Consider the following 26,692-nt stretch of genomic DNA (forward strand, 5'->3'; position numbering starts at 1 on the left):
GTTCAACTGCGGTAAGGCTTCGTGCCATGCCACCGTGAGGGTAACTCCGGGTGGCCTACTGGCCATAGGCGCACTGGTGAGCAGTATCCTTCTGTCGACATCGGTGCTCGTAGCCGTAGCCGTACGAGCCAAATACAAATGACCCCGCCAGAAGACACCTCGCCGGACGCCTGGAAACACGCCGACGCCGACAGCACTACGCGCGAAAGTCTGGCTGAGGTCAATGCGTCGGTCAGCGTGCCGTCGCAAGGCGTCTGGTGGCGCAAGTTGCTGGCCTTTGTCGGGCCAGGCTATATGGTCAGTGTCGGCTATATGGACCCGGGTAACTGGGCAACCGACCTGACCGGCGGCTCGCAGTTCGGCTATACGCTGTTGTCGGTGATCCTGCTGTCGAACCTGATGGCCATCCTGTTGCAGGCCCTGGCCGCTCGGCTGGGGATCGCTACGGGCCGCGATCTGGCCCAGGCCTGCCACGACTCCTGTCCGCCCGTGGTACGAACCGGTCTGTGGATATTGTGCGAACTGGCGATCATCGCCTGCGATCTGGCCGAAGTTATCGGCACGGCCATCGCGCTTAACCTCTTGTTTGGCATTCCGCTGGTAGCCGGGGCGATCATCACCGCGCTGGATGCTTTCCTGATCCTGTACCTGATGCAAAAAGGCTTTCGATATCTGGAAGCTTTCGTCGTCGCCTTGCTGGGCGTCATCGCCGTCTGTTTCCTGATCCAGATCCTTGTGGCCTCGCCACCGGTGATGGCCGTTCTGGGCGGCTTCGTCCCCAAGGCCGAAGTCGTCACCAATCCGGCCATGCTGTTTGTCGCCATTGGTATTCTGGGGGCCACCGTCATGCCGCATAACCTCTACCTGCACTCCTCCATCGTGCAGACCCGGGCGTTTGAGCGCACGGATGCCGGAAAACGCGACGCGATCAAATGGGCCACGATCGATTCGACCGTGGCCCTGATGCTGGCCCTGTTCATCAATGCCGCCATTCTGATCCTCGCCGCGGCAGTGTTCCACGGCAAGGGTCATACAGGCGTTGCCGAGATCGAACAGGCCTATCAACTGATTTCGCCCCTGCTGGGATTGGGGATTGCTTCGACCCTGTTTGCGGTGGCCTTGCTGGCATCGGGCCTGAACTCGACCGTGACGGCGACCTTAGCTGGTCAGATCGTTATGGAAGGCTTCATGCGCTGGCGGTTGCCGCACTGGGCGCGACGGCTGCTTACGCGGGGTCTGGCGATCATTCCCGTCGTGGTCGTCACCAGCGTGTATGGCAAGTCGGGGACGGCGCACCTGCTGGTCCTCAGTCAGGTCATCCTGTCGATGCAACTGCCGTTCGCCGTCATACCTCTGGTGGCTTTCGTCAGCGATCGCAGCAAGATGGGGCGCTTTACCATCACTCCGGGTATCAGGATACTGGCGTGGATCGTGGCCGCCCTGATCGTCGCTTTAAACCTCAAGCTTCTCTTCAATGTCACTACGTCAGGTTTCTGAGAGTAAAGCCAAATTTGTCATTGGTCTTGTAACCAGAAATATAACATCCATATACCATCCATGTGGATGGAGATTTTGTTTTGACTGAAGCCCTGCCCAAGTCTAAAACGCCTGAGAGCGAGAAGATTACGATCAATCTCGGCTATGTCGATCTGGGGCAGGTCGATCTGCTGGTCGCCGAAGGTTTTTACTCCAACCGCACGGATTTTATCCGCACGGCCATCCGTAACCAGTTGGAGCGGCACGGCGACGCGGTGAAGCAGTCGATCACCCGGTACGAACTTGACCTTGGTTTGCGACACTTCAGCCGTCCGGACCTTGAAGCCGTTCAGGCGCGCGGGGAAACCCTGAGCATTCAGGTCCTCGGGCTGGCCGCAATCGCGGTTGACGTCACGCCTGAGCTGGCGCGGGCGACGATTTCTTCCCTGCATATACTCGGCGCGTTGCAAGCGCCGCCCGACGTCAAGGCCGCCCTGCGCGACCGTATCAAGTAAACCGGAGTAGCGTTATGAAACTGAATATCGACATGGCCGAAGCGACACGCCTCACGCGGCTGGGAAAGCTGGACGAAGCGATGGCGATACTCAGAGGCGAGGGACCTGTTTCGCCATCTACGGAATCCGTCTCACCAGACGCGCCGGCTTTTATCGACATGGTGCCCGGTGCCGGCGATGGAACGTCGTGGCGTGCGGCTTTTGATGTTCAAACCGAGGCTACCGCCGTCAAACCGAAATTCGACCTTTCAGATCTCGTCAAGCGGCAGAAGGCCTTTACGACCACAGGCCGCGGGCACTCTAAAGGCCCGGCTGTCCCGACAGGCGCGCGTTTCGATGATCGCCACTTTACGAATGCGTCAGGCAGCCGCGACTACAAGCTCTATGTACCAAGTACTTACGGAGCCGAGCCTGTGCCTCTTATCGTCATGCTGCACGGTTGCACGCAGTCGGTGGACGATTTCGCGGTTGGAACTCGCATGAACGATCTTGCCGAAACGCACGGTTTTCTCGTTGCCTATCCGGTGCAAAGTCAGACCGCAAACATGAACCGCTGCTGGAACTGGTTCAATACCAGCGATCAACACCGCGATCAGGGCGAACCGGCGCTTATCGCCGGCATCACCCTGCAGGTCATGAACGACTACCTGGTCGACTCCACACGCGTATTCGTCGCCGGGCTTTCCGCCGGCGGCGCGATGGCGGCGATCATGGGTGAGGCCTATCCGGAGCTATATGCCGCAGTCGGTGTACATTCCGGTCTGCCGGTGGGAGCCGCACACGACATGCCATCAGCGTTTGCCGCTATGAGCCAGGGGGCAAGCGCTGCGGCTCGTCGGGGCAAAGCGGTACGCACCATCCTCTTCCATGGCGACGCTGACCGCACGGTCCATGCTAAAAATGGCGATCAGTTCCTTGCTCAGGCTGGCACAGATCGCCTGAAGCACAAGGTGGTCACCGGTACGACGACAAGCGGCATGCCCTATACTCAGACGGTCCTTAAGAACGGCGCCAGTACGCCTGTCATCGAACATTGGCGGCTACATGGGGCTGGCCACGCGTGGTCAGGGGGCGCGGCGGCGGGTTCTTATACAGAGCCACGCGGTCCGGACGCCAGCGCGGAAATGGTTAGGTTTTTTCTGACTCCTACCAATTAGCCGCTTCGGTACTCCGGGCAAAGTCCGGCAGAACATGGTGGGTGAGGAATTTGGGCGTGCCTATGGCTGTCACTCATAAAGCCCTGTAGGCTTGGGCATGACCTATATGAACCTGCTTGCCTCCTCTCATACCCGGCGCATTCTTCATGTTCTGGCGACCGTGCTGGTTGTCGGATTTAGCCTCTATGGGGGCTTGGCGATCTTTTACTGGCTGGGATGGCCCGTCTGGTTGAGATATTGTGGCGCTATTATTTTTCCTGTGGTGGTCCTGGGCCTTTGGCTTTGGCCCAAACCTGAATATCTGATCCGCCGCGGACTGGCCGTTGGCCTCCTGACCATTTTATTCATTGGCTATGCCGTCAAGACACCGGTCGAGCAGGAGTGGGTGCCGCTGATGAGCCGCCATGCGTCGGTCGCCATCGACGGGGATTTCGTGACCATCACCAATTTCCGCGATGCGGTTCATCGCACCGGCCAGCCGTCCGTGCCGGTGTGGACAACGGAAAGCTTCGATCTGTCTCAACTGACCGGTGCCGATCTGATCATCCAGCCTTTCGGTACCTCGAAGGCCACAGCGCATATTCTTCTGTCGCTCGGGTTTGCCGACGGCCGGCACATCGTCGTCTCCATGGAATCCCGTCAGGCCAAGGGGCGTGCCTTCGACGCGGTCGCTGGTTTCTTCCGGCACGATCAGATCTATCCCGAACTGGCGACGGAACGCGATCTTTTCTGGGAACGATTGGCCCGGACGCCGCCGGACAACCTCCAGATTTATCCGATCCGCAAACGTCCGGAAGTGCTTCGCGCCTATCTGGAGCGTATTTTCGCTTTCACCAACAATGTCCGCGACACGCCCAAATTCTATTCAACACTGGATGAGAGCTGCATGACCGCCTTCATCAATCTGGCGCCCGAGAGTTTTGCATCCGTGCCGTTCTATGATGTGCGGCGCTGGATTCCGGGCTATTCGCTGAGCCTGTTCCAGCAACTGGATCTCGTCGACGACAGCCTGCCGGCAGACGAGTTGGCCAGACGGTATAGCTTGCAACCCAATCTGCAAGCCCCCGACCAGTTTTCGTCTGACGCGGCGTGGAGCACCTATGTGCGACAGCACAGGGGCGCGCTCTGAGCACACCTACGCCGAGAGGGAGCGACCCTTTCTCTCCACAAAAAAATCGCACCTCATCTGAAAATTTTTTACGGCTCGGCTGATTAGGTAAGGCCTTTCGGACTCACACGAATCTTTCATTCGGAACATTTAAAGAACGTTGTCTCGACAGGAAGCTGTCAGCAGGGGCATTGACTCCCTTTTCATTTGAAACAAATCTAGAACATATTCGCGTCTATCCCCATATGCGCGCACTGGAAAGGACCGCTGATGTTATGACGACCCACTCACCCGTCGTCCTCTCCTAGTTACGTTAACGCATCGAAATCATTGAAAACATTGATGATCGCGCGCGCTCAGTCCGGTTAAAACCTTAGTTGACATGTGGGGTGGGCGCATTTTGCGGTTGTTTGGAATTCATTGTTGGGAAGTCTTCGGATCGGATGAAGAAGGTATCACGAAAATTCGATGCGGCTGTCCGAATTGCCCAATCTATTTGATCAGTGCACGGACGACCTGAACTCTATATATTCTGGCCAATAATTTTACCAAGTGGTTTATTACCGGCGATAAAAGTGGACATGAAATATGCTCATCACACCTCATTTATCGCCAACGATAAATGAGGTGTGATGTTGCTAAATTTTCTAGCTTTTTATCGCTGACGATAAACTGGCTTGATTTCTGGTAAAAATAGGCCTATTTATCGTCAGCGATAAAGGAGCGGAGACATGACCCTATTGACGGACGTCCATCCCTTACCGGTACAGTTGGGCCACGCCTTACGGGCCTTGCGACTGTCCAAGAACCTCAAGCTGGAAGAGTTGTCGCGCTTGTCTGGTGTCGGGATTGCCACCTTGTCTCATCTCGAAAACGGCAATCGCGATCCCAAGCTCTCCACCATCACACGCATCCTGCAAGCCCTGCGCAGCGATCTCTATGATCTGGTGGCGTCGGTCTCTGCCCATAACCAACGGCCGGCGCAACCCGACACTTCGCCATACGATTTGGATCTGTAAGATGCCCGAGGAGATCATTGTCTTTTATGAAGCGTTTCCCGTCGGCAGATTGTTGATCGACAACGACGGAGCGATCAGTTTTGCTTACGATTTGCGGTGGACGGAGTCACGCGGCGCCTTTCCTATCTCCCTAACAATGCCATTTGCCGCCGAAATTTATCCGCCGGACACCGTCCATCCCTGGCTTGCCAATCTGCTGCCGGAAGAACGCCAACTGGCAACCCTAGCGCGTGCCATCGGCGTCGATCGCAAGGACACGATCGCCATCTTGCGGGAAATTGGCGGTGATACGGCCGGCGCCTTGTCTTTCGGTGGGCCGTCCCTGCGAGAGGACTGGCACTTCGAGCCTCTTGAGACCTTTTATCAACTGAAAGATCCAGAGGCAGCGCTTTTGCGGCACTTCGCAGACCTGAAAGAGCGGCCCTTCCTAGCTGGGGAAGATGGGGTAAGATTGTCCTTGGCCGGTGGCCAGGAGAAGGCCACGTTGACAGTCCTGGATGCGAACGGCCGGCCACGCCTTGGACTGCCGCAGCCCGGCGACGTACTGGCCATTCCCAAGACCGGGGCCCCATCTACCTTGATCGTGAAGCCGGACAATGATCGCATTCCAGGTATCGTCGAAAATGAGGCGTACTGCCTGACACTGGCGGCAGCCATTGGCATTCCGACAGCAGAGGTAAGCATTCTGAAGGTGGGCCCGCGCAATGCCTTGGCCGTCGCGCGATATGATCGCGCCTACCGCCAGGACGGTCAGATCAGACGCCTACATCAGGAGGATTTTGCCCAAGCGAACCGAGTATTTCCGGTCAACAAATACGAGGCGGGCACTGTTCCTGGCCCAACGATTACAACCTTGCTGGCAACGGGGCAGAATTTACCATCGCGTGACGGTTTGAAGCTTCTTGATCAGTTGATCTTCAACATTCTTGTTGCCAACACAGATGCCCATGCCAAAAACTATTCACTACTGTTGGCAGGCGAGAGGGCATTGGCACCTTTGTACGACGTCTCAACGGTCTTGCCTTGGCCGCACGTCAACCAGAGTTTCGCACAAAAGATTGACGGCAAGAAAAGAAAGCCTGAAGACGTCGCTGCTCGAGACTGGGATGCTATCGCAGCGGCCGGAGGATACAACCCCCGTCAGACGCGTCTGCGGGTTAAAGAATTGGTCGACGCTATAGTGGGCGCCGGCGTTCGATCCTATGAGCATGTTGCGAGCCATCCCGGTGCCGTCGCGCCCCTGGTCGAACAGGCGCAGACCTGTATTGAAGGCAACGCGCTGCGGCTCCTGGGACGTCTAAAAGAATAATCTCGGCTTCTATCCGATATGCATAATGTCGCGCCTCTTTCGGACAGTTACTGGCATTCTTATTTAAGGATCAGTGTCTTGGCGTGATGTTGATGGCCTTGGATCCCTTGTGTGTGAGTTTGAGTAATGGTGAGATCCCCATGTGTAGATGTCTGTCTGTCGGCAGGGCGACATGACGCCGGTCATGCGTCGATACGGCGCGCAAAATCGTTATGGTATTTTCACCATGTGCGGCAGGTCCGTCCAGTTAATGAAAGGCTCGCCTTTGCGGTGAATGCCGTTAGTGAACGAGGCCGTGGTTTGCCATTCAGTATGGCCGTTTAGCCAGAAAGAGCAATTGCCCTGGGTTGGGGGATGGCTCGTTTTTATGCCTGATTTCTGACCGCACGCTCGGTGCCTCAATGCCCGGCCCGCTCCATTCGCTACGCTCCCGTGTAGGGCAAACAGGCGCCCATCCGACGTCGGGGCCAGGTTTACCGACGATACGGATGCGAGGTAGGCGGTAGGGTAAAGGTAGTGGGCGATCCTGACCGCATGGGAGCGAATGACCAGGTCCACGTCAGATGCCGCAGAGGCATAGACACCGCGGACGATCTGGATAAGTTCGCCTTTATGACCTGAGGTGCGCCTGCTTAGGTGTAATGGTCTCGCCGACGAGGTATAAGCACGGAATTATCTCGCATGTCAGATACGAGATAATTCCGAATTCGAGGTAATGAAGTCGGTTACCCTTAAGCTCATCCAATACGGCGCCTAGCCTTAAGGCTGGCTCGTCGATCAAGCTCTAGGCATCGCCATCAGGCCCTCGCACTGTGCAAAGGGCGTGTCGGGTCTTTGTTGTCCGCGTGCTCCCAATAGTCCTTGGCGGCCGCCTGCGTTTCAAAGCGCCCCATCTGGCTCGTGGACGCCGCGTGCAACCTTGTGGCCCTGCCGTCCACTACCCAGCGCATCGCCGCATCGTGACTAAGCCGGTCGGCATCGTTGACATCTTCATATCCGGCGACGCGACCAAACACCGATTGCCGAAACTGAGCGTGAGGACAGTTCTTACCCGACCGACTATCCGTGAGCACCTGGCGCGCAAGGTCGGTCCGGCCAAGTGCGTCGTCAAGCTCACGAAACGCCAGCAACCCAGCATCAGAAGTCACGCGTGAACCATGGAACTCCAGCTTCAGGCGGCGGTCAAAACCCAGCCACAAATCTACTGCCGCCGCTTCCATCAAAGCCCATCCTAAAAGACCTCATCTTATTGATTATATTATCAAATATAGGCCAAAAAGTCACAAGAAACGATGACTGTCTGGGAAGTAATGGTTGAGTTTATGTTGTGGGTGGCGCTCGAGACGGACCGGTGCTATGAGCGATAAAAGTAATCAGGTGCGCATATGACATCCAAGGAAATATCGATTCAGGTCCTGCGGCAGGTCATTTCAAATGGCGAGACCGGCAACTACACCTGCGCCCCCGAAATCGGTGTGGACCTGGCCACCTGGAGCTGGCAGGCTAAGGAGCTTGAAACCTTCGCTAAATCGAAGGGATATAAGGCTCAGTCGCACCCGACCGCGATCGGTGGCGGCGATCTCGTCGATCTGCTGGTCGTCAGGATTTAGAGCAGCGGTGTGGGCCCGTTCTTGACCGGAGCCATCGAACGAGCCCTTTGTTCCGAGCGCCTCTCCGCGTCGGACCCTTGAGTTGCAGCCTATTCGCGTGATTTGTCAATCTGTGCGCAAGTTTTGACGAGGCCATCAACTCAGTATAAGACGACGTTGCTTGACGTGCTTATTCGGCAACGTCTCTACAGGAACCCACGCGTGGAACAAAAATCTGAAATCACGGACATGGTCGTTGAGATCGTGTCGGCTTACGTCGGCAACAACGCGGTGTCGCCCAATGACGTCCCCTCCTTGATCCAGAGCATCTATGGGGCGCTGAATGGTCTGTCGAACGCGGCGACCGCGGAACCAGCTCAGCCGCAGACACCCGCCGTGTCGGTGAAGAAGTCGATCTCGGACGAATATATCGTCTGTCTGGAAGATGGACGCAAGTTCAAGTCGCTTAAGCGCCACCTGCGTACCAAGTATAATATGAGCCCGGAAGACTACCGTGCCAAGTGGAACCTGCCGAAGGATTATCCGATGGTGGCGCCAAGCTATGCGGCGGCGCGATCCGATCTTGCGAAACAAATGGGCTTAGGACAAGGTGGGCGACAAAAGCCGTCCCCGGCCAGAGCGACGCGTCGCAAAGCGGCGCAATAAACCTGACGTGACGCCCTTCGGATAGGGCGGGTCGTCGGGCGCGGGGAAGCGCGGGACTAGGCGCGCTTCCCCTATATCCCCAATTTGTTCGCGATGCTTCGGTCGAAATGCGTTAGGGTGCGCGTCATGTCTTCTCAACTTGATATGTTCGGAGTGCCCGTCATCGCGCCCGTAGCGCCGACCCGAAAGACGCGTCCGGCACCCAGAGCCGACGCACCGAAGGTTCTGGACGAAGAGGACATGGCCCGACGGCTCGAAGAGAGCGGCCGTTACCGCGTACTGCGCAAATTGGCACCGCGTCCTGTTGCCGTTGAGCCTCGACCTGGTTTTCCTTTCATCGGCGTGATCGTCGATACCGAAACAACGGGCCTCAGCAAGACCGAGCATGAGATTATCGAGATCGGCGCCATTGCTTTTCGCTACGATGGCCAAGGGAATGTCGGTGACATTATTGAGGTCTACGGTGGCCTTCAGGCGCCGTCGAAGCCGATCCCGGCCGAGATTACCGTACTAACGGGCATCACGGACGATATGGTCAAGGATCAGCACATCGACATGTTCGCGCTGGAAAGTCTGATCGGCCCCGCGGATCTGGTGATCGCCCACAACGCGGCCTTTGACCGGCCATTTTGCGAGCGACTGTCCTCGATCTTCGCCTCGAAGGCCTGGGCCTGTTCCAACGCCGAAATCGACTGGAAGGCGCGTGGATTTGAGGGCTCCAAGCTCGCCTATCTCATACACCAATCAGGATACTTCCACGAGGGCCACCGTGCTGTCGATGATTGCTTCGCGCTGTTCGAGGTGTTGCTTCAGCCAACACCTCAGGGCAAGACGCCGTTTGCTGAACTTTGTAAGTCAAGTCAGCGCGAGCGCGTGAAAATCTGGGCCGAATTTAGCCCCTTTGATCGTAAAGATGCCTTGAAAGCCCGTGGCTATCGCTGGTCGGCAGGTGAGGGCTCTGAACCGAAGGCGTGGTGGACTGAGGTTGATGCCGAGGCCGTGGAGGCGGAATTGCACTATCTGGAGACCGAAATTTATAATCGGTCGGACATCAACCTGACGACCCGACGCCTTAGCGCCGTTGATCGGTTCAAGACCTGAGCATGAAGCGCGATCAAATCCTGCTGGTTATCCTGATAATCGCCGGTGCCGTATTGCCGATGGTCTCCAAACCCAATCCCTGGTGGTTGCTCTTGGCACCCGCCGCCCTTGGCGTGTGGATCGGCTTTAAGCCCAGATAAGGGCGCGTGATGCAAGCCTCACCTTGGTCACTCAATAACGGGAGGGCGAAAAGGGGCGTGGCGATGTACACCACGCCTATTCGCCTCAGGCGTTAAGGCGGTCTTTAACGGCCTTGCCGGGCTGGAATACCAGCTTCTTCGAGGCGGCGATTTGCACCGTAGCCCCTGTGGATGGGTTGCGGCCTTCACGGGCCGGTTTGTCCTGTACCTTAAACTTGCCGAAACCGGGGAAATTGACTTCCTGGCCGAGAACGGCGGCATCAACGATCGATTTCAGCACACCGTCAACGATACCCTTCGCCACGGCCTTGGTAAGGCCGTTTTCCGACGCCACTTTATCGACGAGGTCAGACGTGTTCATGATAGTCTCCTAATTATGTAACGCCGTTTTCAAGTGATTCGGCTGTTCATAGCAGCAAAGCACGATTTGCCTGTTTTACGGATCAATATTTGCATTGCAACTTCAAGGACATATTTGTCTTGTTCAAAAGTAGTAGAGTTTAGTATGAACGCTTTAAATATCAATGCGTCGGCTTCCAATGACAAGACACCCAATCCAATAGATATCCATGTGGGAGGGCGCGTACGTGTCCGTCGAAAGTTCCTCGGATACAGTCAGGAATATCTCGCCGAACAGATCGGCCTGACCTTTCAGCAGGTGCAGAAGTATGAGCGGGGCAGCAACCGCATCAGTGCCTCAAAGCTGTTCGATATTGCGAAGGTCTTAAAGGTCTCTGTCCCTTACTTCTTCGAAAATCTGTCGGATGAAAATTCCGACGATTTTGCCGAGTCCCATACCGAGCGCAATGTATCGCACTTCCTGATGACGAGTGAAGGTATAGAACTGGCAGAAGCCTTTCCCCGCATCAAGTCAGCCGTTCAGCGGCGCAAAATATTGGAACTGGTGCGCTCACTGAGCGATGAGCTCTGAGAAGACCTTAGATTTAAGCGTTGAATTGCTAGTCTTCGAAGGCTGCGGTTCTAGCTACGCCACTTTTTGATTTAATGGCACAAGCAGGTCGTTCTCCAGCTTCAATCGTTGTCGTTCGCAGTACCGTTCGAGTGCCATACTGAGTACCGTACCAAGGTCGTGTGCGAGTTGGGTGTCTCCGCCAGCAATAGCTAATGATTGGAGAAGTTCTATTTGACCAAAAATAGTATTGAGGGCACGGTCTTGGCGGGTCATGAATACTCTACGCTACAATTACAAAACAATGTCTTGTATCGCAGGCGTTGGTTAATCTCAATTTACCAAACTTATGCGCAAATTTCGTTTCGTAATCACCCAATAAGGACGACGAGCGGCTTGACTTGCCCGATAGCATCTGAATGCCCCAAACCTCGAAGCGGAGGGAAGATAAGACCATCTTAAAACTCATAACTTTAAGGCGATGGACTGGGTGTTGTTACGCATCGTAAGGAATTTTAGCGAATTCGATTTCAGTCTCTGTCGTTGGGGTGTTTCGCGTTCGCCGGGCTGAAGATACTGCCTCACAGGCTTCAGCCCGCACCTTAAGGCTTTTCAGATAGCCAATCCGTTCGTCTGTCGTCAGCCATGTCATCGCCTCCTGAAAATCGGAGAAGCGGCAGATCGTTTCATCGGGAAAACCCGATAATGGGCCCGCCTGATAGAGGCGGTAGGGTCGCTCCAGGCGCAGAATGGCCATGTGTGCGAATGATCGATGGTTTCCGCGTATAGAGCGCCACTGCCTTGCCAGTTTCTCGACATCTCGCGCCTCCAATTCACCCTCGAAACGACGAATATCTATAAGGCGATTGAAGCGCCACACCTCTTGCGTTGCCAGTAAGCGATCGCACAGGTTGTCAATTAGCCGCTCAGCCGACAAATACCCAATTGGTCGTATAACTATGACCTTCAGATCTGTGTTCACAAGAAATACCAGCCTGCCGGTCCCCACTGACCTAATAGCCCCAGATTGCATCACACCGCGCCTCCACAATCAGAGGTTAGGGCAATGGTGTTAGCAAGTCGGAAGCAAGGATGGTTAATTCAACAATTCAGACGGGACGGTCAGCGGAAAAATTAAGGAAGCGATAGGCAGGCGAGGGGTGTGCTAAGATTGTGACACGCCTGAAATGTCCATTCCCACATTGATTGTGACATGTAAGTTGTAGTTAACCCGTTTTCTCCTTACAATGTTAGAGGGCAGATTAGAGGGCCATATGCCGTTCAACTCTCGCATTGAAAGTCTTTCCGAACGTCAAAAAGAGATTCTGCGTCTCGTCGGAAAGCATATGCAGGCCAAGCACGTCGCCCGTGAGCTAGGCATCAGCATCACCACAGTTAAAAGCCATACTGAGCAAGCCCGTCACCGTCTGGACGCGGCCACGACGCGCGAAGCCGCGCTCATGTTGATGGCGTACGAACAAGAGCAAGCCCTCCTTCTTGAAGGAGGGTCTCCTCCAAAGAGGGTTTCAAGCCCTGCATCCGATGCGGCAGGATGGGGTCATGAACATAAACAATTTCAACACGATGCTTATGGAAGCTCTGACCAGATCCTCCCTCACAATGAGTTGGGACGAACTGGAAATCGCCTGGCTGGCCTTGAGTCACCCGAGCTATCGGGGACAGGTGACCGACCTGATAACAATCCTCAGACGACTGGGGGCGACAGCCGATCCGAAACCCTTGTCGCTCGCCATCGTCGCGATAACAGCTTGCCTGATCAACGCGAGCCCGAAGCGGACCGACAAGCACTTTACGATGGCATGGCTGGACCTGTCCGCAGTCTGGACGGAGCTGGCGCATCCTACCAAGATCTCGGAAGTGAACGATACCTTGGACACGCTCAAGTCTCTGGCCCTGCAATACGATCAGGAAGGGATCGGATCGAGTTTCGTGGCGATGACCACTTGGCTGGTCGACCCGGAACCTTCCGAACCTGGTTAAAGAACCTCAACCCTGTTGAACTGGCGTTGCTGATCTGCGGCCTGACGCTTCTCATCGTCTTCATCATAGGCGGTGCCTTGCTCGGCCTTGTCGGGATCATTCACGCCATGCGCGAAATCAGCGGCCAGACGGGATAATCAATCCGGCTGGGCGCCCCACCCAGCCGGAAACAAGAGCCGGCTTTCTCATCAGGAAGGCAAACCTATGAAACGATCCGATGCCGTTATCGCCGGCGCTGAGAGCCTTAAGTCACTCGAAAATTCGATCGACAAGTCTCTGATCGAAGCGAACGAATTTACCGCGCATCTCCTGCGCATGCGCATGGCAACGGGATTGTCGGCGGTCTCCGGCCAGACGGCGCTCGACTCTATCGAAGATGGGCTTATCACGCTTTTCGCCGCGCGTCGGAAATTCGTGATCGCTCACAATGAGCTCAATGACTTTAAAACCCTGATCGGTTGCCGTACCGTCATGGTGGGTGCCGACAACGACAAGCCCATCAAGACGACAGGTGAGTTGCAACCTACCGAGGCCGCTTGATAGAAAGGTGCCATGGAATTTTGGCATCTAGTCTGGGTCTGGTCCGCGAGGCTCCTGTTTTGGACATGCGGTGGACTGGCAATATGGCGGGGCGGTTGGGCCGAAAGGTCCGCCGCTATCGTCGTTTTCATCGCATGGGTTATAACACCGCACCTCGCTAACAGCCACTACGATCCGGGGCTGGCGACGCTGTTGCTCGATGCGTCCGTCACCGTGTTTTGCTATTGGATCGCCTTGAAAAGCCGCCGTATCTGGCCGTTGTTTTTGACCGCCTGTATGCTGGCCACTGTGCTCTCACACTTCGCGGCCGATTTCGTGCCAACCTTCGGTTATTTCGCCTACATCACCACCATGGGCTTGATGGGAGGCTACGGGGTGGGGCTATCGTTCGGCGTCGCCGTTTGGGAATGTGAGCACCTACGCAAAACGGCGCTGCGAATTCAAAACTCAGCCTGAATGGCTATTGTGCCGGTGCTCGGGGTTAGAGCTGATCCCGGGGCTCGATCAGTTTAGGCAGACGGGCCTGGATAGCGGCTTCTATACTCCCTCCTGACGCGCGACGCGGCCGACTACCTTGTGGACCGGTACTCAGAGCGCAAGGAAAGTGCAGAGGCTGAAAACCATCGCGTCAATCTGGCCTCGATCTGCGTTCAGAACAGCCCCGCTTGTAGCGGCAGGGCTTCGGCGATCTGATCCTCATTGACGTCGTCTTTCTTTGGACCCGTCTTCACGATCGTCAGGCTCCCATCCGGCATCGGGCGTTGCAGATGCTGGGCCTCGGCCCATGGGGCATTAAGCCAGATATCCAGCTCCTCGTCGGTAGACAGGATCACCGGCATGGCCTTGGGGTGCACGGACTTGACCTCGGTGTTTGGGTCTGTCGTCAGGAAGGCAAAGAGATCGTTGGTGCTCTCGCCTTCCTTGACCTTACGCACTGACGTCCATTGAGGCACCCACACGCCGGCGAAGAAGGCTTGAGGACGCGTGTCGTCGAAGGCAAACCAAGTGTTGATTTTGGAGCCATCCGCCTGGTTCGGCTCGCAGAAACTGGTGAAGGGGACGAGGCACCGATTGTCTGTGCCCAGCCAGCGGCGCCAGTGGGACGATGCGGTGTTGCGGATATTGGTTACGCCGCCGTCCGCGTTTTTACCCTGAAGCGCAAAGGCCGGCGAGGGCAGACCCCACCGTGCTATCACCAGCTCGCGGCCGTCGGTGCCGTTACGGACAACGGGAGCCATATAATCCGGGAAGATGCCCGGTAGGTAGGGCAGGTTGCCGGTCTTATCGATCATGGCCTTCGCTGCGGCTCGAATGCCTTCAGCGGCCTTGGTCTGGCTATATAAATTGCACACCTGCGCCTCCCTATCGGGCGATCATCTCCGAAATTCAATATGTGCGCAAGCCGGGCATTAAGGGTCGAAAACCGGTCGCTTGGGTATGTGGAAAAGGGGCTTATCGGATGGATCGCAATCAGACAACAGATTACACATGTTCAGTCTTCCTGTGGGTGAACGAGCGAAGCCTAAGCAAGGCATCTTGCCAAACCTCTGATACGCATGGCAATCACACGGCATCGCCCCAACTGGCTGTAGGAATCCGCCATGAGCCTCGAATCTGATGCACTTCGCCTGTATCAACGTCGTCTGGCCTCATTGACGACGGCAATGCACGCGCTGCCCTAACCCCTTGTCAAAGGACGCGCCTGCGCTCTGGGGACGTTGGCGGCTATGCAGAAACGGATCGAAAAGCTAATAGCGGATTGGGAAACCCGCGCCATGTTGGCGATCGACCGTAATGAGGTGGAGCGCGATGGCTCGACCTTACGCTGGCTGCGTGAGGATCGTTCGATTGTGAGCGATTTCGAAGGGGTCTATTTCGATATCCCTGAAGCCGGGACCCGACTGGACTTAACGGATGCCGTCAGAGCGCTTGAAGCGGCTCAGACGAGCGCGGTGGCATAGGCCACGCCTGCCATTTTGGGCTGCGCGCATTTACTTCGGATCAGTCGTAAAACCGTTCGGACCACGCACTGGGCGACCCCCAATCGGCGCGAGGCCACGTCACCGTCATCAGCGCAACCTCTCGCTGGTATCGGGCAGGAAACAGGGCAAACTTAGCCACGCCGCCACAGTGCCCTACACCTTGGCCCTGCTTAAGTCGTTCCAGCAGGATAAACCCCAGAGCCCGTCGGCATTCTTCGTCGGTTTGGAGCCCCAGCACGTCGTTCACGGCCACCAGTCGGGCTAAACGGTTCGAAATATCTACAAGCATCCGGGGCCGCTCAAGTTTGTGCTTCAACTTTGGAATTGTATACAAGACATGCTTAAGCGTTTACTATTTGTCTTTGCCTGTATCTCGATAAGTGAGACGTAATGACGCCTAGGCTACACCAGTTTCGATCTCAAGAAATCGGTTGGAACCACTTCTTAACACCCCTTCCCGACCCGCGGTCAGCCAGAAGGTCTGGCTGAACATCTGGGCCTGACTTTCCAGCAGGTGCAGAAGTACGAGCGCGGATCGAACCGTATCAGTGCCTCAAAAATCTATCAGGCCGCGTGGGCGCTCAAGGTCCCAGTGCCCTATTTTTTCGAGGGGCTTCACGAGGGTGAAGAGGCCTCAGCCGCTGAGGGCATTTCCTCAGGCGAGTCCGCCGTCCAGGCTTTTCTGAACACGGGCGAGGGCATCGAACTGGCAGAGGCCTTTCCGCGGATCACCTCCGCGCGACAGCGCCGTCAAGTGCTGGACCGGGTCAAGTCTTTGGTCGACGACTGAAAGAGCCGGATGGGATGACGCGAAAAATTTGAGGTATGGTCAAAAATCCTTTGCCCACGGCTTTCCGATTTCTCTGGGTGTGCCATAACCGACGGATGACAACTGTACCGCCGATCTGGCTTAACGCGTTCAAATCCTTCGCCGATACTTCACCGGCTGTTTCCTGGGTGACGGACGCAGAGCATGCCTGCGTCTATCTGAGCCGTGCCTGGTACCAGATGACGGGGCAAACCGAGGCCGAGGCGCTCGGCATGGGCTGGTTGAGTGCCGTGCATCCCGAAGATATGGAATGGTCCGGGCGTCTGTTTATGGACGCGGCCACACGGCGCGAACCCTTCGAACTCGAATACCGGCTTAGGCAGACGGACGGCACCTTCCATTGGGCGATCGATGCGGGCCGTCCGCATTTCTCCGAAACGGATGAATGGCTGGGCTATGTCGGCACCGTGACAGACATTCACGACCGCAGGATAGCCGCCATCGCACTCGAAGCCAGCGAGGCTCGTTTTCGATCGGCAATCGACGCGGTCAGTGGGGTGTTGTGGACCAATGATGCTCAGGGCCACATGTCGGGTGAACAACCGGGATGGGCGGCGCTGACCGGCCAGCGCTACGAAGAATACCAAGGCTACGGATGGGCGGATGCCGTTCATCCTGACGATGCGCAACCCACCATTGACGAGTGGAACGCTGCGGTACGAGAACACCGGCCCTTTGTTTTTAAGCATCGCGTTAGAACTGCAGTCTACAAAGATGAGTGGCGCTCCTTTGCGATACGTGCCATCCCGGTTCACGGTGAAACTGGCGAAATCCGAGAATGGGTCGGTGTCCATCGCGACGTCACCGATCAGGAATCCGATGAGGCACACGATACCTTCCTCGTAGCGCTGGACAACAGGTTGCGCACGCTTGAAGGTGCCGAGAGTATCACCCACGCCACCGCGCAAGGGCTGGGCGAGTTCCTCGATGTCAATCGCTGCGCCTATGCGGACGTCGAAGACGATCAAAACACATTCAACCTGACAGGTGACTTCAATCGGGGCGTCGCCAGTATCGTCGGCCGCTACCGCTTCGACCAGTTTGGTGAAGACTGCCTTCACCGGATGCTTTTGAATGAGCCCTATGTGGTTGAGGATTCAGAAACCGACCTGCGGTGCGCGGCGGTGATCGACGCCTATCGCCAGACCGGCATCCGATCGGTCATCTGCGTCCCCCTGCATAAGGGTGGCCGCTTCGTCGCCGCCATGGCCATCCATGGTCTACATCCGCGTCGCTGGCGTGAGGCTGAAATCGATCTGGTTAAAACCGTCGCATCCCGGAGCTGGGAATCGATTGAGCGGTCGCGCGTCTCGCGCGAACTACGCGACAGTGAGCAACGGTTTCGCGACATGGCCGACTCGATCAATCAGATGATCTGGGTCACGCGGCCGGATGGCTACCACGAGTATTATAACCGCCGCTGGTACGACTATACGGGAGTGCCGCAGGGCTCGACCGATGGCGAGGGCTGGAACGACCTGTTTCATCCCGACGATCAGGCCCGGGCCTGGGAGCGATGGCATCATTCGCTGGTCACCGGTGAGCCTTACGAGATAGAGTACCGCTTGCGACGGGCCGACGGTGTCTACCGCTGGGCGCTGGGACGCGCCGAATGCGTTCGGGGTGCCGATGGCGCCATCAGTAAGTGGTACGGCACCTGCACCGATATTCAGGAACTCATTGATGCCCGTCGGCGCGCGGAGGCAGCCAACGTCGCAAAATCCGAGTTTCTCGCCAATATGAGCCACGAGATTCGCACGCCGATGAACGCTATTATCGGCCTGACGACGATCATGGGTATGAGCACGAACCTAACGAACAAACAGCAGGCCTACGTCCACACGCTCACGACCAGTGCGGATTCGCTCATGGATCTGATCGACGACCTCCTCGACATCTCCAAGATCGAGGCGGGCAGCATCGATCTTGAAGCCGCTCAGTTTGATCTCGGCGCCGTGCTTGAGGATGTGGTCACCATCCTCAAAGTGAAAGCGACGGAGAAGGGCCTCTCGATCGGTCTGTTCGGGGATCTGGCTCAGGTATCGACAGTCAAAGGCGACCCGACACGGCTGCGACAGATAGGACTCAACCTCGTCAGCAACGCTATCAAGTTCACGGAAAAGGGTAGCGTCGAAATCCACGTCGACTGTGAGGCGACGCCGGTAGCCAACCTGGTTCAGGTGCGACTGACGGTACAAGACACGGGCATCGGCATTGCCGAGGATAAGCTTGACACCATCTTCGAGAAGTTCATGCAGGCGGACACGACGATCACCCGTCGCTTCGGCGGCACGGGTCTCGGCCTGTCCATCACGCGCAGTCTGATCGAAATGATGGGGGGACGCATCGAGATTTCCAGCCGGTTCGGCGAGGGCACGCGTTTTACCGTTTCGCTGCCTCTGGTAACGGGTGGTGAGCAGACTAACCCTACAAGCGAGATCGCACCGGTGTCAGCCGTTAGCGACGCATTGCGACAGGTCCTCATTGTCGAGGACTATGAGCCCAACGTGGTCGTGGCACAGTATTACCTGGAATCGCTGGGATATGCTGTAGTTGTCGCGACCAACGGGTTTGAAGCGCTGGAAAAGGTCAAGGCCGGGGTCTATCCCGTCATACTGATGGATGTTCAGATGCCCATCATGAACGGCTTTGACACGACGCGACAAATACGTGCCTTCGAAGCCGAAGCGGGTGGTTTGTCAGCCTACATAGTCGGGGTGACCGCCCACGCGACGGTCGGGGATCGGGACCTGTGTCTGGAGTCTGGCATGAACGCGTACGTGTCCAAGCCCTACCGTCTAGAGGACCTTCAAGCCGTACTCGCCTGACGCTTTCAGCCGGAAAAGCCCTAAACGGTTTGTCGGGGACGAGATCGTCACACCTCGGATAAGATCTGCAGGGTCCGGTCGTCCCTCTGGCTGCTGCACCGTTTGCGTAAAGCGTCCTCAAACACTTCGCTATACGGCACTTGCGGACCAGCGGCCTGGGCGAACAGCGTCATCGACGAGCGAAATTTCATATCATCGGGTGAGCCGAACAGCGTCAGGATATTTTCCGCTGGGGCGTCGATGGCGAGCTGCGTCGTGACGTGGAGGCGCGGCCCAAGCTTTGGATGCGCCAGATAGGCGCGCGCCTCCTCAAGGCCCGATATCCCGAAAAATTGCGCCATGTTCGACTGTCCGAGGCCGCGCAACTGCGGGAATATGAACCACATCCAATGACTTTCCTTGTGGCCGTTTGTCAACTCGTCGAGCACCGTACCGTAGACCTGATCCTGGGCATGAAGAAACCGCGTCAGATGGTAGGGATCATGTTCGGGTCCGCTCAAAACAGAGACCCTCGCGCGGCGGGTGACGGAGGGGGCGGTGCGTCATCCCCTTGACAATGAGGGCCATCTTTTTTACGGCCGGTCGCGACGATTTTCAGGGGGTTGTCCGGGAGCGGTCGCTGAAGCTGCTGAACCTCGGTCCATGACCCTTTCATCCAGAGTTCGCGTTCAGCTTCGGTTGTCAAGATGACCCGCATTGCCTTCGGATGAATGGCCCCCACCTTCAGATTGGCGTCCGTGGTTTGAAACGCATAGAGATCGTCCGTGGTTTCACCGTCCTTGTACCTTGCGCACGGAAATCCAGTTTGGCACCCATATCCCGGCAAAGAACAGAAGCGGTCGGTCGTCATCGAGCACGAACCAGTTGATGACTTTCGAGCCCGATGCCTGATCGGACTCGCTGAAGCTGGTGAAAGGGACGAGGCACCGGTACTGCTGATCGTTTAGCCAGCGACGCCAGTGAGGGGGAGGTCGTCGTGCGGATATTGGTGACGCCGGTATCGCAGGGCTTCCATTCGAGGAATTTCGGAGATGTGGACATTCTCCAGTGCGCCATGGCCAGTTCCCGACGATCTTCGATGTTTCTGACGATCGGCCCGAACCCATTGGGGAAGATGCCTTCGAACAACAGCAGGTTCCCGACGGACCATTTTAGCACGCGGGCGAGGGCGTGGATCGCTTCCGCGTTGCGGGTCATGGCATATAAATTACACATCGGCTGTCCTTCCTGTGGGCAGATGAGTGAAAACCGAAATGTCGGCCTTGCCAAGCCGTTGATTGAGATTAGGTCGGATGACTGGTCTGCGGAGCGAACGATGAGCCTGAATCCCGAACCCTTACGCCTGTATAAACAGCGACTGACGGCCATGATCGCGGCGCTCAGGCTTCACCCGGAGACCATCGTCAAAGGCCGCGCCTGCGCGCTCGGTACCCTGACCGCCATGTTAAATCGCGTTAACAAGCTGATCGATGCCTGGGAGAGCCGCGCTATGACTAAGGCGGACCGCAAAGAGGTGGTTCAGGATGCGTCGACACTGCGGTGGCTGAAGGCGGAGAAGTGGGTCTCTGACGACTTCGAGGGTGAGTATTTCGATCTGCCGGAAGCCGCATCCACCCTTTCGTTCAGCCAAGCCATGGACGTGCTGATAAGTTGCCAGCAGGACGCCGTGGCAGAGTCCGCTTGATCGGCAAACTTCCGTCTTTCGCATTTATGCCGGTTGCGCGCAGGCTATGCGCATGAAGATCGCGACATTTAACATCAATGGCATTAATGGCCGCCTCGACCTGCTTTTACGGTGGCTGGGAGAGGCAGAGCCGGACGCCGTTTGCCTTCAGGAGCTTAAAAGCCCCAACGTTAAATTTCCCCGCAGGGCGGTTGAAGCCGCTGGCTACGGCGTCGTCTTTCACGGTCAGAAGAGCTGGAATGGCGTGGCCATTCTCGCCCGCGGTCAGGAGCCGATCGAAACGCACCGCGGTCTGGCCGGCGAAGAGGACGACGTGCAGAGCCGATATATAGAGGCGGCCGTCAATGGCGTGCTGATCGGCTGCCTCTACCTACCGAACGGCAACCCCTATCCCGGCACCAAGTTCGACTACAAGCTGCGCTGGTTCGAGCGGCTGAAAGCACGAGCGTCGGAATTACTGGCATCGGGCGCGCCGGTCGTTTTGGCCGGGGACTACAATGTCATGCCGACAGACCTCGACGTCTATGCGCCGGAGCGCTGGCGCGACGATGCTTTGTTCCGCATCGAAGTGCGTGAGGCCTTCGCCGATCTGGAGGGTCAGGGTTGGACCGATGCCGTGCGGCACCTGCATCCGGATGAAACCATCTATACCTTCTGGGACTACAAACGCCAGCGCTGGCCTCGCGACGCTGGCTTGCGCATCGACCATCTCCTGTTGACGCCTGATCTTGCGAAACGGCTGAAACGGGCGGAGGTCGACCGCCACGTGCGCGGCTGGGAAGGGACCAGCGATCATGCACCGGTATGGATCGAGCTGACCGAGCCAAAACGGACAAAAAAATGAAACGAGAATTTTGACGGGAGATTCTCTGGTATTTTCGTTTGGGTGACGACGGTATCGTCAGGCCATGCCGTGAATAGCAAAATAGGTGATCCGGTCTTCCGTCAGGTCGTATACGGCGTCGAAAAAACACTTACCGCCATCGGCCACGAGCACGATGGTCTTGTAGGTATCAAGCTTCATGTCCGCTGCTTCTTCTTTGCACACACCTGCAATTAAGATCTGCTTGGGTCCGTCGCCATCAGTCTCGTAGAAACGTCCGTGGGAGGATTTGCGGACACCGGCCATCTGCAAGACGTAGTCTGTCAGATGTTCGCCGATGGGCTGCCGGAACAGGTCATTCCAGGATTCGGCATTTGTCATGGCGCCTGGCCGTTTGGGTCCCAATAGATACTTTTTCAAAGCTATGTTCGCGGTCTGCGCATCGTCCGGCGTCGGACGCCACAAACCAGTCCCGGATTTACCGATCAGGTTGGCGTCGACGATATAAATCCTGCTGGTGACGCCTTCGGTGTGTGCTGGCGCAAACAGCAGCATAGCCGCAGCTATGCCCAGTATGACGGATCGCAATTTCTAACCTCCCGTTTTCTGGTATCGTATCCCAGAAGAAAGGTTACTCAACCGCTATTTTGAGTGCTTTCAGGATTTCCGGTCGAAGGCTTTGCTTTATTTCGAAATAGTCGGCCCATGGATCGGTCTTTTGTTTTTTTAGCCGATCCTGAAGCGTGTGCATCGTGTAGTCGCCCGGAATGAGCATTGGCGTCAGTTCCTTCCAGAACAATGGAGTGGAAACACCGGCACCGGGTCGCGCCCGGACGGAGAAGGCTGCGGCCGCCGTAGAGGTGAGGTCGTTGCGGAGATAGTCGATGAAGATGCGGCCCTTCCGCTTCGCCTTGCTCATATTGGCGATGAAGCGGGTCGGACTGTCAGTGGCCATCGACTCGGCAATGGCGCGTGTGAAGGCCTTGATCGCTGGCCATCCGTACTTAGGGGTCATGGGCACGACGACATGCAGACCCTTGCCACCGGTCGTTTTCAGGAAGCTCTGGAGACCGAACTCAGCCATGCGGTCACGGACCTCTGCCGCGCCATCAATAACGTTTTCCCACGGTGCTTCCGGGTCGGGGTCAAGGTCGAAGATCATGCGGTCGGGGAGCGTAGGTCGATCCGAGTGGCTGCCCCACGGATGGAACTCGATCCCGCCCCATTGCACCAGCGCCAAAAGACCTTGGCTGTCGGTGATCTGCATGTACGCTTCGGTACGATCCTTGACCGGCACTTCAACCGCTTCAACATGTTTCAGCCCGCCGCGTTCGGGCAGGTGACGCTGGAAGAACTGCTGGCCATCGACATTGTCGGGCGCCCGGACGATTGACAGGGGCCGGTTAGCGATATGCGGCAGGATACGATCCGTAATACGTTCGTAGAATTGCGCCAGTTCCAACTTGGTGATCCCCAGCCCCGGAAAGACCACGCGTGCCGGATGCGAAATGCCAATCCCGCCGACATCGACGCGATCGGTAGATTTGAGCGGTGCCGACGGATGACGAGGCTTCGGGGCCACGGACTCTGCCTTCACCTCGGCTTCGGCGGCCTTGATGGCCGCTTTGACGGGCACCGCCTTATCACGCCCGAGGCCCTTGGCGGGCTTATCTTCGCGCATGCCCTGGAAAGACGGATGGCGCAAACGGCCTTCCGGCGTCCATTCTGTAAATTCCACTTCACAGACAAGGGTCGGCTCAACCCAGGTCCCGTGACCTACGTCCGGGGGCAGTTTGCTAATGGGTTTCGGGACGACCTTGAGCGCGTTGAGCTTTTTGCGAATGTCGACGAGGGTGTCGCTGTTGAAGCCCGTCCCGACCTTGCCCGCGAATTTAAGCGTGGAGCCGTCGTAGTAGCCCAGCAACAAGGAGCGAAACCCGCGACCGGCGTGCGTCGACTCGGTGAAGCCGACGATGACGAACTCCTGGCGCTTATGGCATTTGACCTTCAGCCACGTCTTGCCACGACCGCCACGGTAGGGCGCGTCGATCCGTTTGGAGATGATACCTTCCATATCGAGGCTGCACAGGTGCGGCAGGAAGTTCTTATTCTCAGCAAAATGCTCACTGTAGATGACGTGGTTTTGGAAATCGGCGGTTTGAATGAGCTTCTCAAGCCGCGTCTTGCGGTCCAACAAAGGGAAAGCCGTCAGGTCCTCACCATTCAGCACCAGCAGATCGAAGACGTAATATTGCAGCTCGTCGCTTCGACCCGCAGACAGTTCGGCCTTCAACCGGGAAAAGCTGGAGGCGCCCTGGTCGTTCAGGGCGACAATCTCGCCGTCGAGAATGGCATTGTCGATCTTCAGCGCCGTGAGACGTTTGGCGATGTCCCGGTACTTCGGCGTCCAGTCGAGGCCGGACCGGGAGTACATCGTCACCTTGCCCGCCTCGATTACGGTCAAGGTCCGGTACCCATCGAACTTGACCTCATGAACCCAGTCCGGTCCTCTGGGCACGGCGTCCGCTAGGGTGGCGAGTTCGAGTTCGCGAAATTCAAGCGTTGCCGTCGTCCTTGCTTTACGCCGATACCCCTGGTCATCCATCTCTAACCGGCCTTTCTGGAGGGCGGCTTAGCCTTCGGTTTGGATGTGGCTTTCGCGGGCTTTTTTCCGTCATCGTCATTGGCCGCGCCGGTGTCTTGCAGGCTCGCCCGCAAGGCATCCATTAGGTTGACGACCTTTGCCGCCGGGCGCTCTTCCGGCTTCACGGGTTCACGGTTTTCGATCCGAGCCTCGACCAGTTCTTTGAGGGCCTCGGTATATCGGTCGTGAAAATCGCTCGGTTCGAAGTCGCCGACCTTACGCTTGATCAGCTGCTTGGCCAGGTCCTTCTCATCGGTGTCCGCCTTCACATCCTTGATGTCGCCGAAGACGTAGCCGCTTTTTTTGATCTCATCCGCGTAGTGCAGAGTTTCCAGCAACAGACCCGGCCCGCACGGCTTGATGGCGCAGAGCCGCTCGCTGCCGGCAATGACAATCTGGCCCAGGCCCATGACCTTCATCTCGCGCATGCTGTCGCGGATGACAGTGAAGGTGGCGAGGTCAGCTTTTTTGGAGGGCGCCAGATAATAGGGTGTGTCATAGTAGATGGCGTCGACCGCGTCGTAGGGCACGAACCGGACCAATTCCATGGCTTTCGAAGACGGGATCTTCAGCTCTTTAATTTCGTCGGGATCGAACAGGACGTACTCGTCCTTGTCGACCTCGTAGCCCTTCACGATATCGGCGCGTTCGACCTCGATATCGCCGGCGACCAGCTTCTGGCGCACGCGCTCGCCGGTCGGCTTATAGATCTGGTGAAAGGCAATCTTGCCCTTCGCGTCGATGGCTGTGAACATGTCCACCGAAAGGGAGACGAGCGACACGCGAATGGTGCCGCTCCAGTAAGGGCGTATTGCCATATCAGCCTCGCATTTTTCGAGGTGGAACCGACTCACAGGCCTAGCGCAAGCATGGTAAGTTTTCAGTCAGGAGCAATGGCAGATTCGGATTCGAACCCATGGGTTAACGCGAGAGTTGGTTAAAAGAGCGCCAGGCGTTTCAATGCTTGATGCGGCCTCAGATTAGACGCGATCGGGTCGAATTCATGGACACCTCACAGAGCTTGTAAGTAGGTAAGGTCATACTCGAGGTCTAAGCTGATATTTCATTGTGAGCTTTGAAATGCTGAAACCTATCCTAATTCTGTCGGCGCTTATTCTTCTGTCCGCCTATGCTCATGTGCCTGAGCCGCCCAAGGTCGTCGTTGACGCGGCCATGAAACTCTACTTCGATTATGATTATAGCGACCCGGACAATGCCGAGGCGCCTCGCGCCGCTCCCGACCAGACGCGCCATTTTCTAAAGCTCAAGGTCCTCCGTCCGGTTTATTTCACCGGGAACTCAGCGCCGGACTGGATGATAGATGTGGACGCGGAGCCCACCGCCGCCTGGTGTGGAACCGGAGGCTGCGCATTACAAATCTGGCGCCAGGGTGCCAGCGGTGAGTATAACAAGGTTTTCGACCAGCAGGTCCGTGAGTGGAAGCTGAAACCGAGGTCAGGTGAGCGGGACAGGATATTATGGGTCGATTTGCACGGCACGTCCTGCGGAAGTTTTGGGTCTGACCCATGCCCCTTTGCCTTTGAATGGAGCCCGGAAGGCTATGTTGAGGCGTCGCCTGAATTCACCACCCGCATGGTTGTTCGAGGCGGCCCTCTGCCCCAGGCTGTATATGGATCAAATCTGGTCAATGCGCCGCCGCCTTTACGGCAGAAAGCTGAGAGCGCACAGGCCGCTTGTGTCAGCGCAGGCGCCGATCTCTTCGGCTCTTTTGCCGTCGTTAACCGCGCACCTGACCTCAATGGCGATGGAATTGGGGAATGGAGCTTCGACAATGCGTCAAGTTACTGTACATTTCCGAATGACGTCGATTATCTCAATACCCAGGCCTTTGACTCATGCACCGTAATGGAATGCTCAAATGTCCTGTTTCTGTCGGAGAAGCGACACGATGGTGTACACTGGCGGCGGATGGATTTGGGACGGGCGCTGTACGGGTTCAAGATAGAGGCGGGCGGATTTAAGCTTGTACGCATAACCCCCAAACCTGGAAATGACAGCGAATCCGATGAACCGTGCGGCTCATATCTCAAAAACTGCGTCGTTGAGGATCTCCCCATAACGCCGTATAGTGCTACTAATTAGACACTTAATGTCCTCGGCCAGTCGTCACGCAGCATCTGGACGCGTGCAATCCCGCCTTGGAGCCAGTTCAGCGATTAGGCTTTTTAATCGTGCAATACTTGACAAAGGACGACTAACTTTAGGCCAACCGAACTCACCAAGCTGGATGAATTTGGATATACCAATAGCCGGCAAAAGACCCTTTCGGCCTGGAGTCATCGGTAATAAAAAGCAGGATCTGCTGGATGTGGTCTTTAAGCTGGAGCGTTGTCATCCCCTAGGCGGGACT

General features: G+C 56.7%; 29 protein-coding genes and 2 pseudogenes. 21 read left to right on the forward strand and 10 right to left on the reverse strand.

Annotated features, from left to right (window positions below):
* Positions 1–138: 138 nt before the first annotated feature.
* From AEYBE204_RS30635 to AEYBE204_RS30660, 6 genes are all read left to right on the forward strand, one after another.
* Complete coding sequence (locus AEYBE204_RS30635; RefSeq protein ID WP_023462351.1) at positions 139–1,497, forward strand: Nramp family divalent metal transporter; 1,359 nt, start codon at positions 139–141, stop codon at positions 1,495–1,497.
* A gap of 80 nt (positions 1,498–1,577) precedes the next feature.
* Positions 1,578–1,991, forward strand: a complete 414-nt coding sequence (locus AEYBE204_RS30640) for a hypothetical protein (RefSeq protein WP_023462352.1) — start codon at positions 1,578–1,580, stop codon at positions 1,989–1,991.
* A 14-nt stretch (positions 1,992–2,005) separates the two neighbouring features.
* On the forward strand, positions 2,006–3,148 hold the full coding sequence (locus AEYBE204_RS30645) for a PHB depolymerase family esterase (protein WP_023462353.1): 1,143 nt from the start codon (positions 2,006–2,008) through the stop codon (positions 3,146–3,148).
* 97 nt (positions 3,149–3,245) lie between these two features.
* Positions 3,246–4,277: a DUF4105 domain-containing protein gene (locus AEYBE204_RS30650; RefSeq protein ID WP_200862175.1), complete on the forward strand. Its 1,032-nt coding sequence runs from the start codon at positions 3,246–3,248 to the stop codon at positions 4,275–4,277.
* 710 nt (positions 4,278–4,987) lie between these two features.
* On the forward strand, positions 4,988–5,275 hold the full coding sequence (locus AEYBE204_RS30655) for a helix-turn-helix domain-containing protein (RefSeq protein WP_023462355.1): 288 nt from the start codon (positions 4,988–4,990) through the stop codon (positions 5,273–5,275).
* Position 5,276: 1 nt separating this feature from the next.
* Entirely contained in the window at positions 5,277–6,584 is a 1,308-nt protein-coding gene (locus AEYBE204_RS30660; RefSeq protein WP_023462356.1) for a type II toxin-antitoxin system HipA family toxin, read from the forward strand.
* 857 nt (positions 6,585–7,441) lie between these two features.
* Here the strand turns inward: AEYBE204_RS30660 and AEYBE204_RS30665 are convergent.
* Positions 7,442–7,804: pseudogene (locus AEYBE204_RS30665) on the reverse strand (transposase); the annotation flags it as partial.
* A gap of 165 nt (positions 7,805–7,969) precedes the next feature.
* Between AEYBE204_RS30665 and AEYBE204_RS30670 the strand changes: the two are divergent.
* The 4 genes from AEYBE204_RS30670 (at position 7,970) to AEYBE204_RS40330 (ending at position 10,080) form a co-directional block, all read left to right on the forward strand.
* Positions 7,970–8,194: a hypothetical protein gene (locus tag AEYBE204_RS30670; RefSeq protein WP_023462358.1), complete on the forward strand. Its 225-nt coding sequence runs from the start codon at positions 7,970–7,972 to the stop codon at positions 8,192–8,194.
* Between the two features lie 201 nt (positions 8,195–8,395).
* Complete coding sequence (locus tag AEYBE204_RS30675; protein WP_023462359.1) at positions 8,396–8,839, forward strand: MucR family transcriptional regulator; 444 nt, start codon at positions 8,396–8,398, stop codon at positions 8,837–8,839.
* Between the two features lie 126 nt (positions 8,840–8,965).
* On the forward strand, positions 8,966–9,940 hold the full coding sequence (locus tag AEYBE204_RS30680) for a 3'-5' exonuclease (RefSeq protein WP_031230582.1): 975 nt from the start codon (positions 8,966–8,968) through the stop codon (positions 9,938–9,940).
* A gap of 2 nt (positions 9,941–9,942) precedes the next feature.
* Positions 9,943–10,080: a hypothetical protein gene (locus AEYBE204_RS40330; protein WP_023462361.1), complete on the forward strand. Its 138-nt coding sequence runs from the start codon at positions 9,943–9,945 to the stop codon at positions 10,078–10,080.
* 85 nt (positions 10,081–10,165) lie between these two features.
* Here the strand turns inward: AEYBE204_RS40330 and AEYBE204_RS30685 are convergent, their stop codons facing one another.
* Positions 10,166–10,441, reverse strand: coding sequence for an HU family DNA-binding protein (locus AEYBE204_RS30685; protein ID WP_023462362.1), 276 nt, complete (start codon positions 10,439–10,441; stop codon positions 10,166–10,168).
* A gap of 144 nt (positions 10,442–10,585) precedes the next feature.
* On the opposite strand from AEYBE204_RS30685, the gene AEYBE204_RS30690 reads away from it, so the two are divergent.
* Complete coding sequence (locus AEYBE204_RS30690) at positions 10,586–11,011, forward strand: helix-turn-helix domain-containing protein (RefSeq protein ID WP_023462363.1); 426 nt, start codon at positions 10,586–10,588, stop codon at positions 11,009–11,011.
* A gap of 54 nt (positions 11,012–11,065) precedes the next feature.
* Here the strand turns inward: AEYBE204_RS30690 and AEYBE204_RS40335 are convergent, their stop codons facing one another.
* Complete coding sequence (locus tag AEYBE204_RS40335; RefSeq protein ID WP_155908360.1) at positions 11,066–11,266, reverse strand: hypothetical protein; 201 nt, start codon at positions 11,264–11,266, stop codon at positions 11,066–11,068.
* 220 nt (positions 11,267–11,486) lie between these two features.
* Positions 11,487–11,972 (reverse strand): hypothetical protein, encoded by a 486-nt coding sequence (locus AEYBE204_RS30695; RefSeq protein ID WP_155908362.1) that lies wholly within the window; start codon positions 11,970–11,972, stop codon positions 11,487–11,489.
* A gap of 292 nt (positions 11,973–12,264) precedes the next feature.
* Between AEYBE204_RS30695 and AEYBE204_RS41095 the strand changes: the two are divergent.
* The 4 genes and pseudogenes from AEYBE204_RS41095 to AEYBE204_RS30710 all read left to right on the forward strand — a co-directional run.
* Positions 12,265–12,441 (forward strand): annotated as a pseudogene (locus tag AEYBE204_RS41095) (LuxR C-terminal-related transcriptional regulator); the annotation flags it as partial.
* A 109-nt stretch (positions 12,442–12,550) separates the two neighbouring features.
* The gene (locus AEYBE204_RS40870) at positions 12,551–12,991 is read left to right on the forward strand and encodes a hypothetical protein (protein WP_235068164.1); all 441 of its coding nucleotides are present in this window, start codon (positions 12,551–12,553) and stop codon (positions 12,989–12,991) included.
* A gap of 204 nt (positions 12,992–13,195) precedes the next feature.
* Positions 13,196–13,531: a hypothetical protein gene (locus AEYBE204_RS30705; RefSeq protein ID WP_023462367.1), complete on the forward strand. Its 336-nt coding sequence runs from the start codon at positions 13,196–13,198 to the stop codon at positions 13,529–13,531.
* Between the two features lie 12 nt (positions 13,532–13,543).
* Positions 13,544–13,987, forward strand: a complete 444-nt coding sequence (locus tag AEYBE204_RS30710) for a hypothetical protein (RefSeq protein ID WP_023462368.1) — start codon at positions 13,544–13,546, stop codon at positions 13,985–13,987.
* Positions 13,988–14,181: 194 nt separating this feature from the next.
* On the opposite strand, the gene AEYBE204_RS30715 is transcribed toward AEYBE204_RS30710, so the two are convergent.
* Positions 14,182–14,883 carry an SOS response-associated peptidase gene (locus AEYBE204_RS30715; RefSeq protein WP_031230585.1) on the reverse strand — a complete coding sequence of 234 codons (702 nt, stop codon included), beginning with the start codon at positions 14,881–14,883 and terminating at the stop codon, positions 14,182–14,184.
* A 375-nt stretch (positions 14,884–15,258) separates the two neighbouring features.
* Between AEYBE204_RS30715 and AEYBE204_RS30720 the strand changes: the two genes are divergently transcribed.
* From AEYBE204_RS30720 to AEYBE204_RS39540, 3 genes are all read left to right on the forward strand, one after another.
* A complete protein-coding gene (locus AEYBE204_RS30720; protein ID WP_023462370.1) occupies positions 15,259–15,492 on the forward strand; it encodes a hypothetical protein in 234 nt (77 codons plus the stop codon).
* Between the two features lie 502 nt (positions 15,493–15,994).
* Complete coding sequence (locus tag AEYBE204_RS30730; RefSeq protein WP_052019411.1) at positions 15,995–16,303, forward strand: helix-turn-helix domain-containing protein; 309 nt, start codon at positions 15,995–15,997, stop codon at positions 16,301–16,303.
* A 35-nt stretch (positions 16,304–16,338) separates the two neighbouring features.
* Complete coding sequence (locus AEYBE204_RS39540; RefSeq protein ID WP_081724656.1) at positions 16,339–19,170, forward strand: PAS domain-containing protein; 2,832 nt, start codon at positions 16,339–16,341, stop codon at positions 19,168–19,170.
* A gap of 47 nt (positions 19,171–19,217) precedes the next feature.
* Here the strand turns inward: AEYBE204_RS39540 and AEYBE204_RS30735 are convergent, their stop codons facing one another.
* The gene (locus AEYBE204_RS30735; protein WP_023462374.1) at positions 19,218–19,670 is read right to left on the reverse strand and encodes a DUF1810 domain-containing protein; all 453 of its coding nucleotides are present in this window, start codon (positions 19,668–19,670) and stop codon (positions 19,218–19,220) included.
* Positions 19,671–20,016: 346 nt separating this feature from the next.
* Positions 20,017–20,385 carry a hypothetical protein gene (locus AEYBE204_RS40725; protein ID WP_200862176.1) on the reverse strand — a complete coding sequence of 123 codons (369 nt, stop codon included), beginning with the start codon at positions 20,383–20,385 and terminating at the stop codon, positions 20,017–20,019.
* A gap of 100 nt (positions 20,386–20,485) precedes the next feature.
* On the opposite strand from AEYBE204_RS40725, the gene AEYBE204_RS40000 reads away from it, so the two are divergent.
* Positions 20,486–20,854: a hypothetical protein gene (locus tag AEYBE204_RS40000; protein WP_155908364.1), complete on the forward strand. Its 369-nt coding sequence runs from the start codon at positions 20,486–20,488 to the stop codon at positions 20,852–20,854.
* Positions 20,855–20,906: 52 nt separating this feature from the next.
* The gene (xth, locus tag AEYBE204_RS30745) at positions 20,907–21,698 is read left to right on the forward strand and encodes an exodeoxyribonuclease III (RefSeq protein WP_023462377.1); all 792 of its coding nucleotides are present in this window, start codon (positions 20,907–20,909) and stop codon (positions 21,696–21,698) included.
* A 57-nt stretch (positions 21,699–21,755) separates the two neighbouring features.
* Here xth and AEYBE204_RS30750 read toward each other — a convergent pair whose 3' ends face one another.
* The 3 genes from AEYBE204_RS30750 to AEYBE204_RS30760 all read right to left on the reverse strand — a co-directional run bounded on the left by AEYBE204_RS30750 (position 21,756) and on the right by AEYBE204_RS30760 (position 25,139).
* On the reverse strand, positions 21,756–22,232 hold the full coding sequence (locus AEYBE204_RS30750; RefSeq protein ID WP_023462378.1) for a hypothetical protein: 477 nt from the start codon (positions 22,230–22,232) through the stop codon (positions 21,756–21,758).
* 76 nt (positions 22,233–22,308) lie between these two features.
* Entirely contained in the window at positions 22,309–24,282 is a 1,974-nt protein-coding gene (gene ligD, locus AEYBE204_RS30755) for a DNA ligase D (RefSeq protein WP_023462379.1), read from the reverse strand.
* 2 nt (positions 24,283–24,284) lie between these two features.
* Positions 24,285–25,139, reverse strand: coding sequence for a Ku protein (locus AEYBE204_RS30760; protein ID WP_031230589.1), 855 nt, complete (start codon positions 25,137–25,139; stop codon positions 24,285–24,287).
* A gap of 262 nt (positions 25,140–25,401) precedes the next feature.
* Here AEYBE204_RS30760 and AEYBE204_RS30765 point away from each other — a divergent pair, with 262 nt between their 5' ends.
* Positions 25,402–26,424 carry a hypothetical protein gene (locus tag AEYBE204_RS30765; protein WP_023462381.1) on the forward strand — a complete coding sequence of 341 codons (1,023 nt, stop codon included), beginning with the start codon at positions 25,402–25,404 and terminating at the stop codon, positions 26,422–26,424.
* Positions 26,425–26,692 lie beyond the last annotated feature (268 nt).

Source organism: Asticcacaulis sp. YBE204 (genome assembly GCF_000495855.1).
Classification (GTDB): Bacteria; Pseudomonadota; Alphaproteobacteria; order Caulobacterales; family Caulobacteraceae; genus Asticcacaulis.

Coding starts and splice junctions, on each gene's coding strand:
- AEYBE204_RS30760 (WP_031230589.1), bottom strand. CDS start 25,139: ATGGCAATACGCCCTTACTGGAGCGGCACCATTCGCGTGTCGCTCGTC.
- AEYBE204_RS30765 (WP_023462381.1), top strand. CDS start 25,402: ATGCTGAAACCTATCCTAATTCTGTCGGCGCTTATTCTTCTGTCCGCC.
- AEYBE204_RS30720 (WP_023462370.1), top strand. CDS start 15,259: ATGCAGAAACGGATCGAAAAGCTAATAGCGGATTGGGAAACCCGCGCC.
- AEYBE204_RS30690 (WP_023462363.1), top strand. CDS start 10,586: ATGAACGCTTTAAATATCAATGCGTCGGCTTCCAATGACAAGACACCC.
- AEYBE204_RS30645 (WP_023462353.1), top strand. CDS start 2,006: ATGAAACTGAATATCGACATGGCCGAAGCGACACGCCTCACGCGGCTG.
- AEYBE204_RS30680 (WP_031230582.1), top strand. CDS start 8,966: ATGTCTTCTCAACTTGATATGTTCGGAGTGCCCGTCATCGCGCCCGTA.
- AEYBE204_RS40725 (WP_200862176.1), bottom strand. CDS start 20,385: ATGTGTAATTTATATGCCATGACCCGCAACGCGGAAGCGATCCACGCC.
- AEYBE204_RS40335 (WP_155908360.1), bottom strand. CDS start 11,266: ATGACCCGCCAAGACCGTGCCCTCAATACTATTTTTGGTCAAATAGAA.
- xth (WP_023462377.1), top strand. CDS start 20,907: ATGAAGATCGCGACATTTAACATCAATGGCATTAATGGCCGCCTCGAC.
- AEYBE204_RS40870 (WP_235068164.1), top strand. CDS start 12,551: ATGAACATAAACAATTTCAACACGATGCTTATGGAAGCTCTGACCAGA.
- AEYBE204_RS30670 (WP_023462358.1), top strand. CDS start 7,970: ATGACATCCAAGGAAATATCGATTCAGGTCCTGCGGCAGGTCATTTCA.
- AEYBE204_RS30635 (WP_023462351.1), top strand. CDS start 139: ATGACCCCGCCAGAAGACACCTCGCCGGACGCCTGGAAACACGCCGAC.
- AEYBE204_RS30685 (WP_023462362.1), bottom strand. CDS start 10,441: ATGAACACGTCTGACCTCGTCGATAAAGTGGCGTCGGAAAACGGCCTT.
- AEYBE204_RS30705 (WP_023462367.1), top strand. CDS start 13,196: ATGAAACGATCCGATGCCGTTATCGCCGGCGCTGAGAGCCTTAAGTCA.
- AEYBE204_RS30650 (WP_200862175.1), top strand. CDS start 3,246: ATGACCTATATGAACCTGCTTGCCTCCTCTCATACCCGGCGCATTCTT.
- AEYBE204_RS39540 (WP_081724656.1), top strand. CDS start 16,339: ATGGTCAAAAATCCTTTGCCCACGGCTTTCCGATTTCTCTGGGTGTGC.
- ligD (WP_023462379.1), bottom strand. CDS start 24,282: ATGGATGACCAGGGGTATCGGCGTAAAGCAAGGACGACGGCAACGCTT.
- AEYBE204_RS30655 (WP_023462355.1), top strand. CDS start 4,988: ATGACCCTATTGACGGACGTCCATCCCTTACCGGTACAGTTGGGCCAC.
- AEYBE204_RS30660 (WP_023462356.1), top strand. CDS start 5,277: ATGCCCGAGGAGATCATTGTCTTTTATGAAGCGTTTCCCGTCGGCAGA.
- AEYBE204_RS40330 (WP_023462361.1), top strand. CDS start 9,943: ATGAAGCGCGATCAAATCCTGCTGGTTATCCTGATAATCGCCGGTGCC.
- AEYBE204_RS30750 (WP_023462378.1), bottom strand. CDS start 22,232: ATGCTGCTGTTTGCGCCAGCACACACCGAAGGCGTCACCAGCAGGATT.
- AEYBE204_RS40000 (WP_155908364.1), top strand. CDS start 20,486: ATGAGCCTGAATCCCGAACCCTTACGCCTGTATAAACAGCGACTGACG.
- AEYBE204_RS30710 (WP_023462368.1), top strand. CDS start 13,544: ATGGAATTTTGGCATCTAGTCTGGGTCTGGTCCGCGAGGCTCCTGTTT.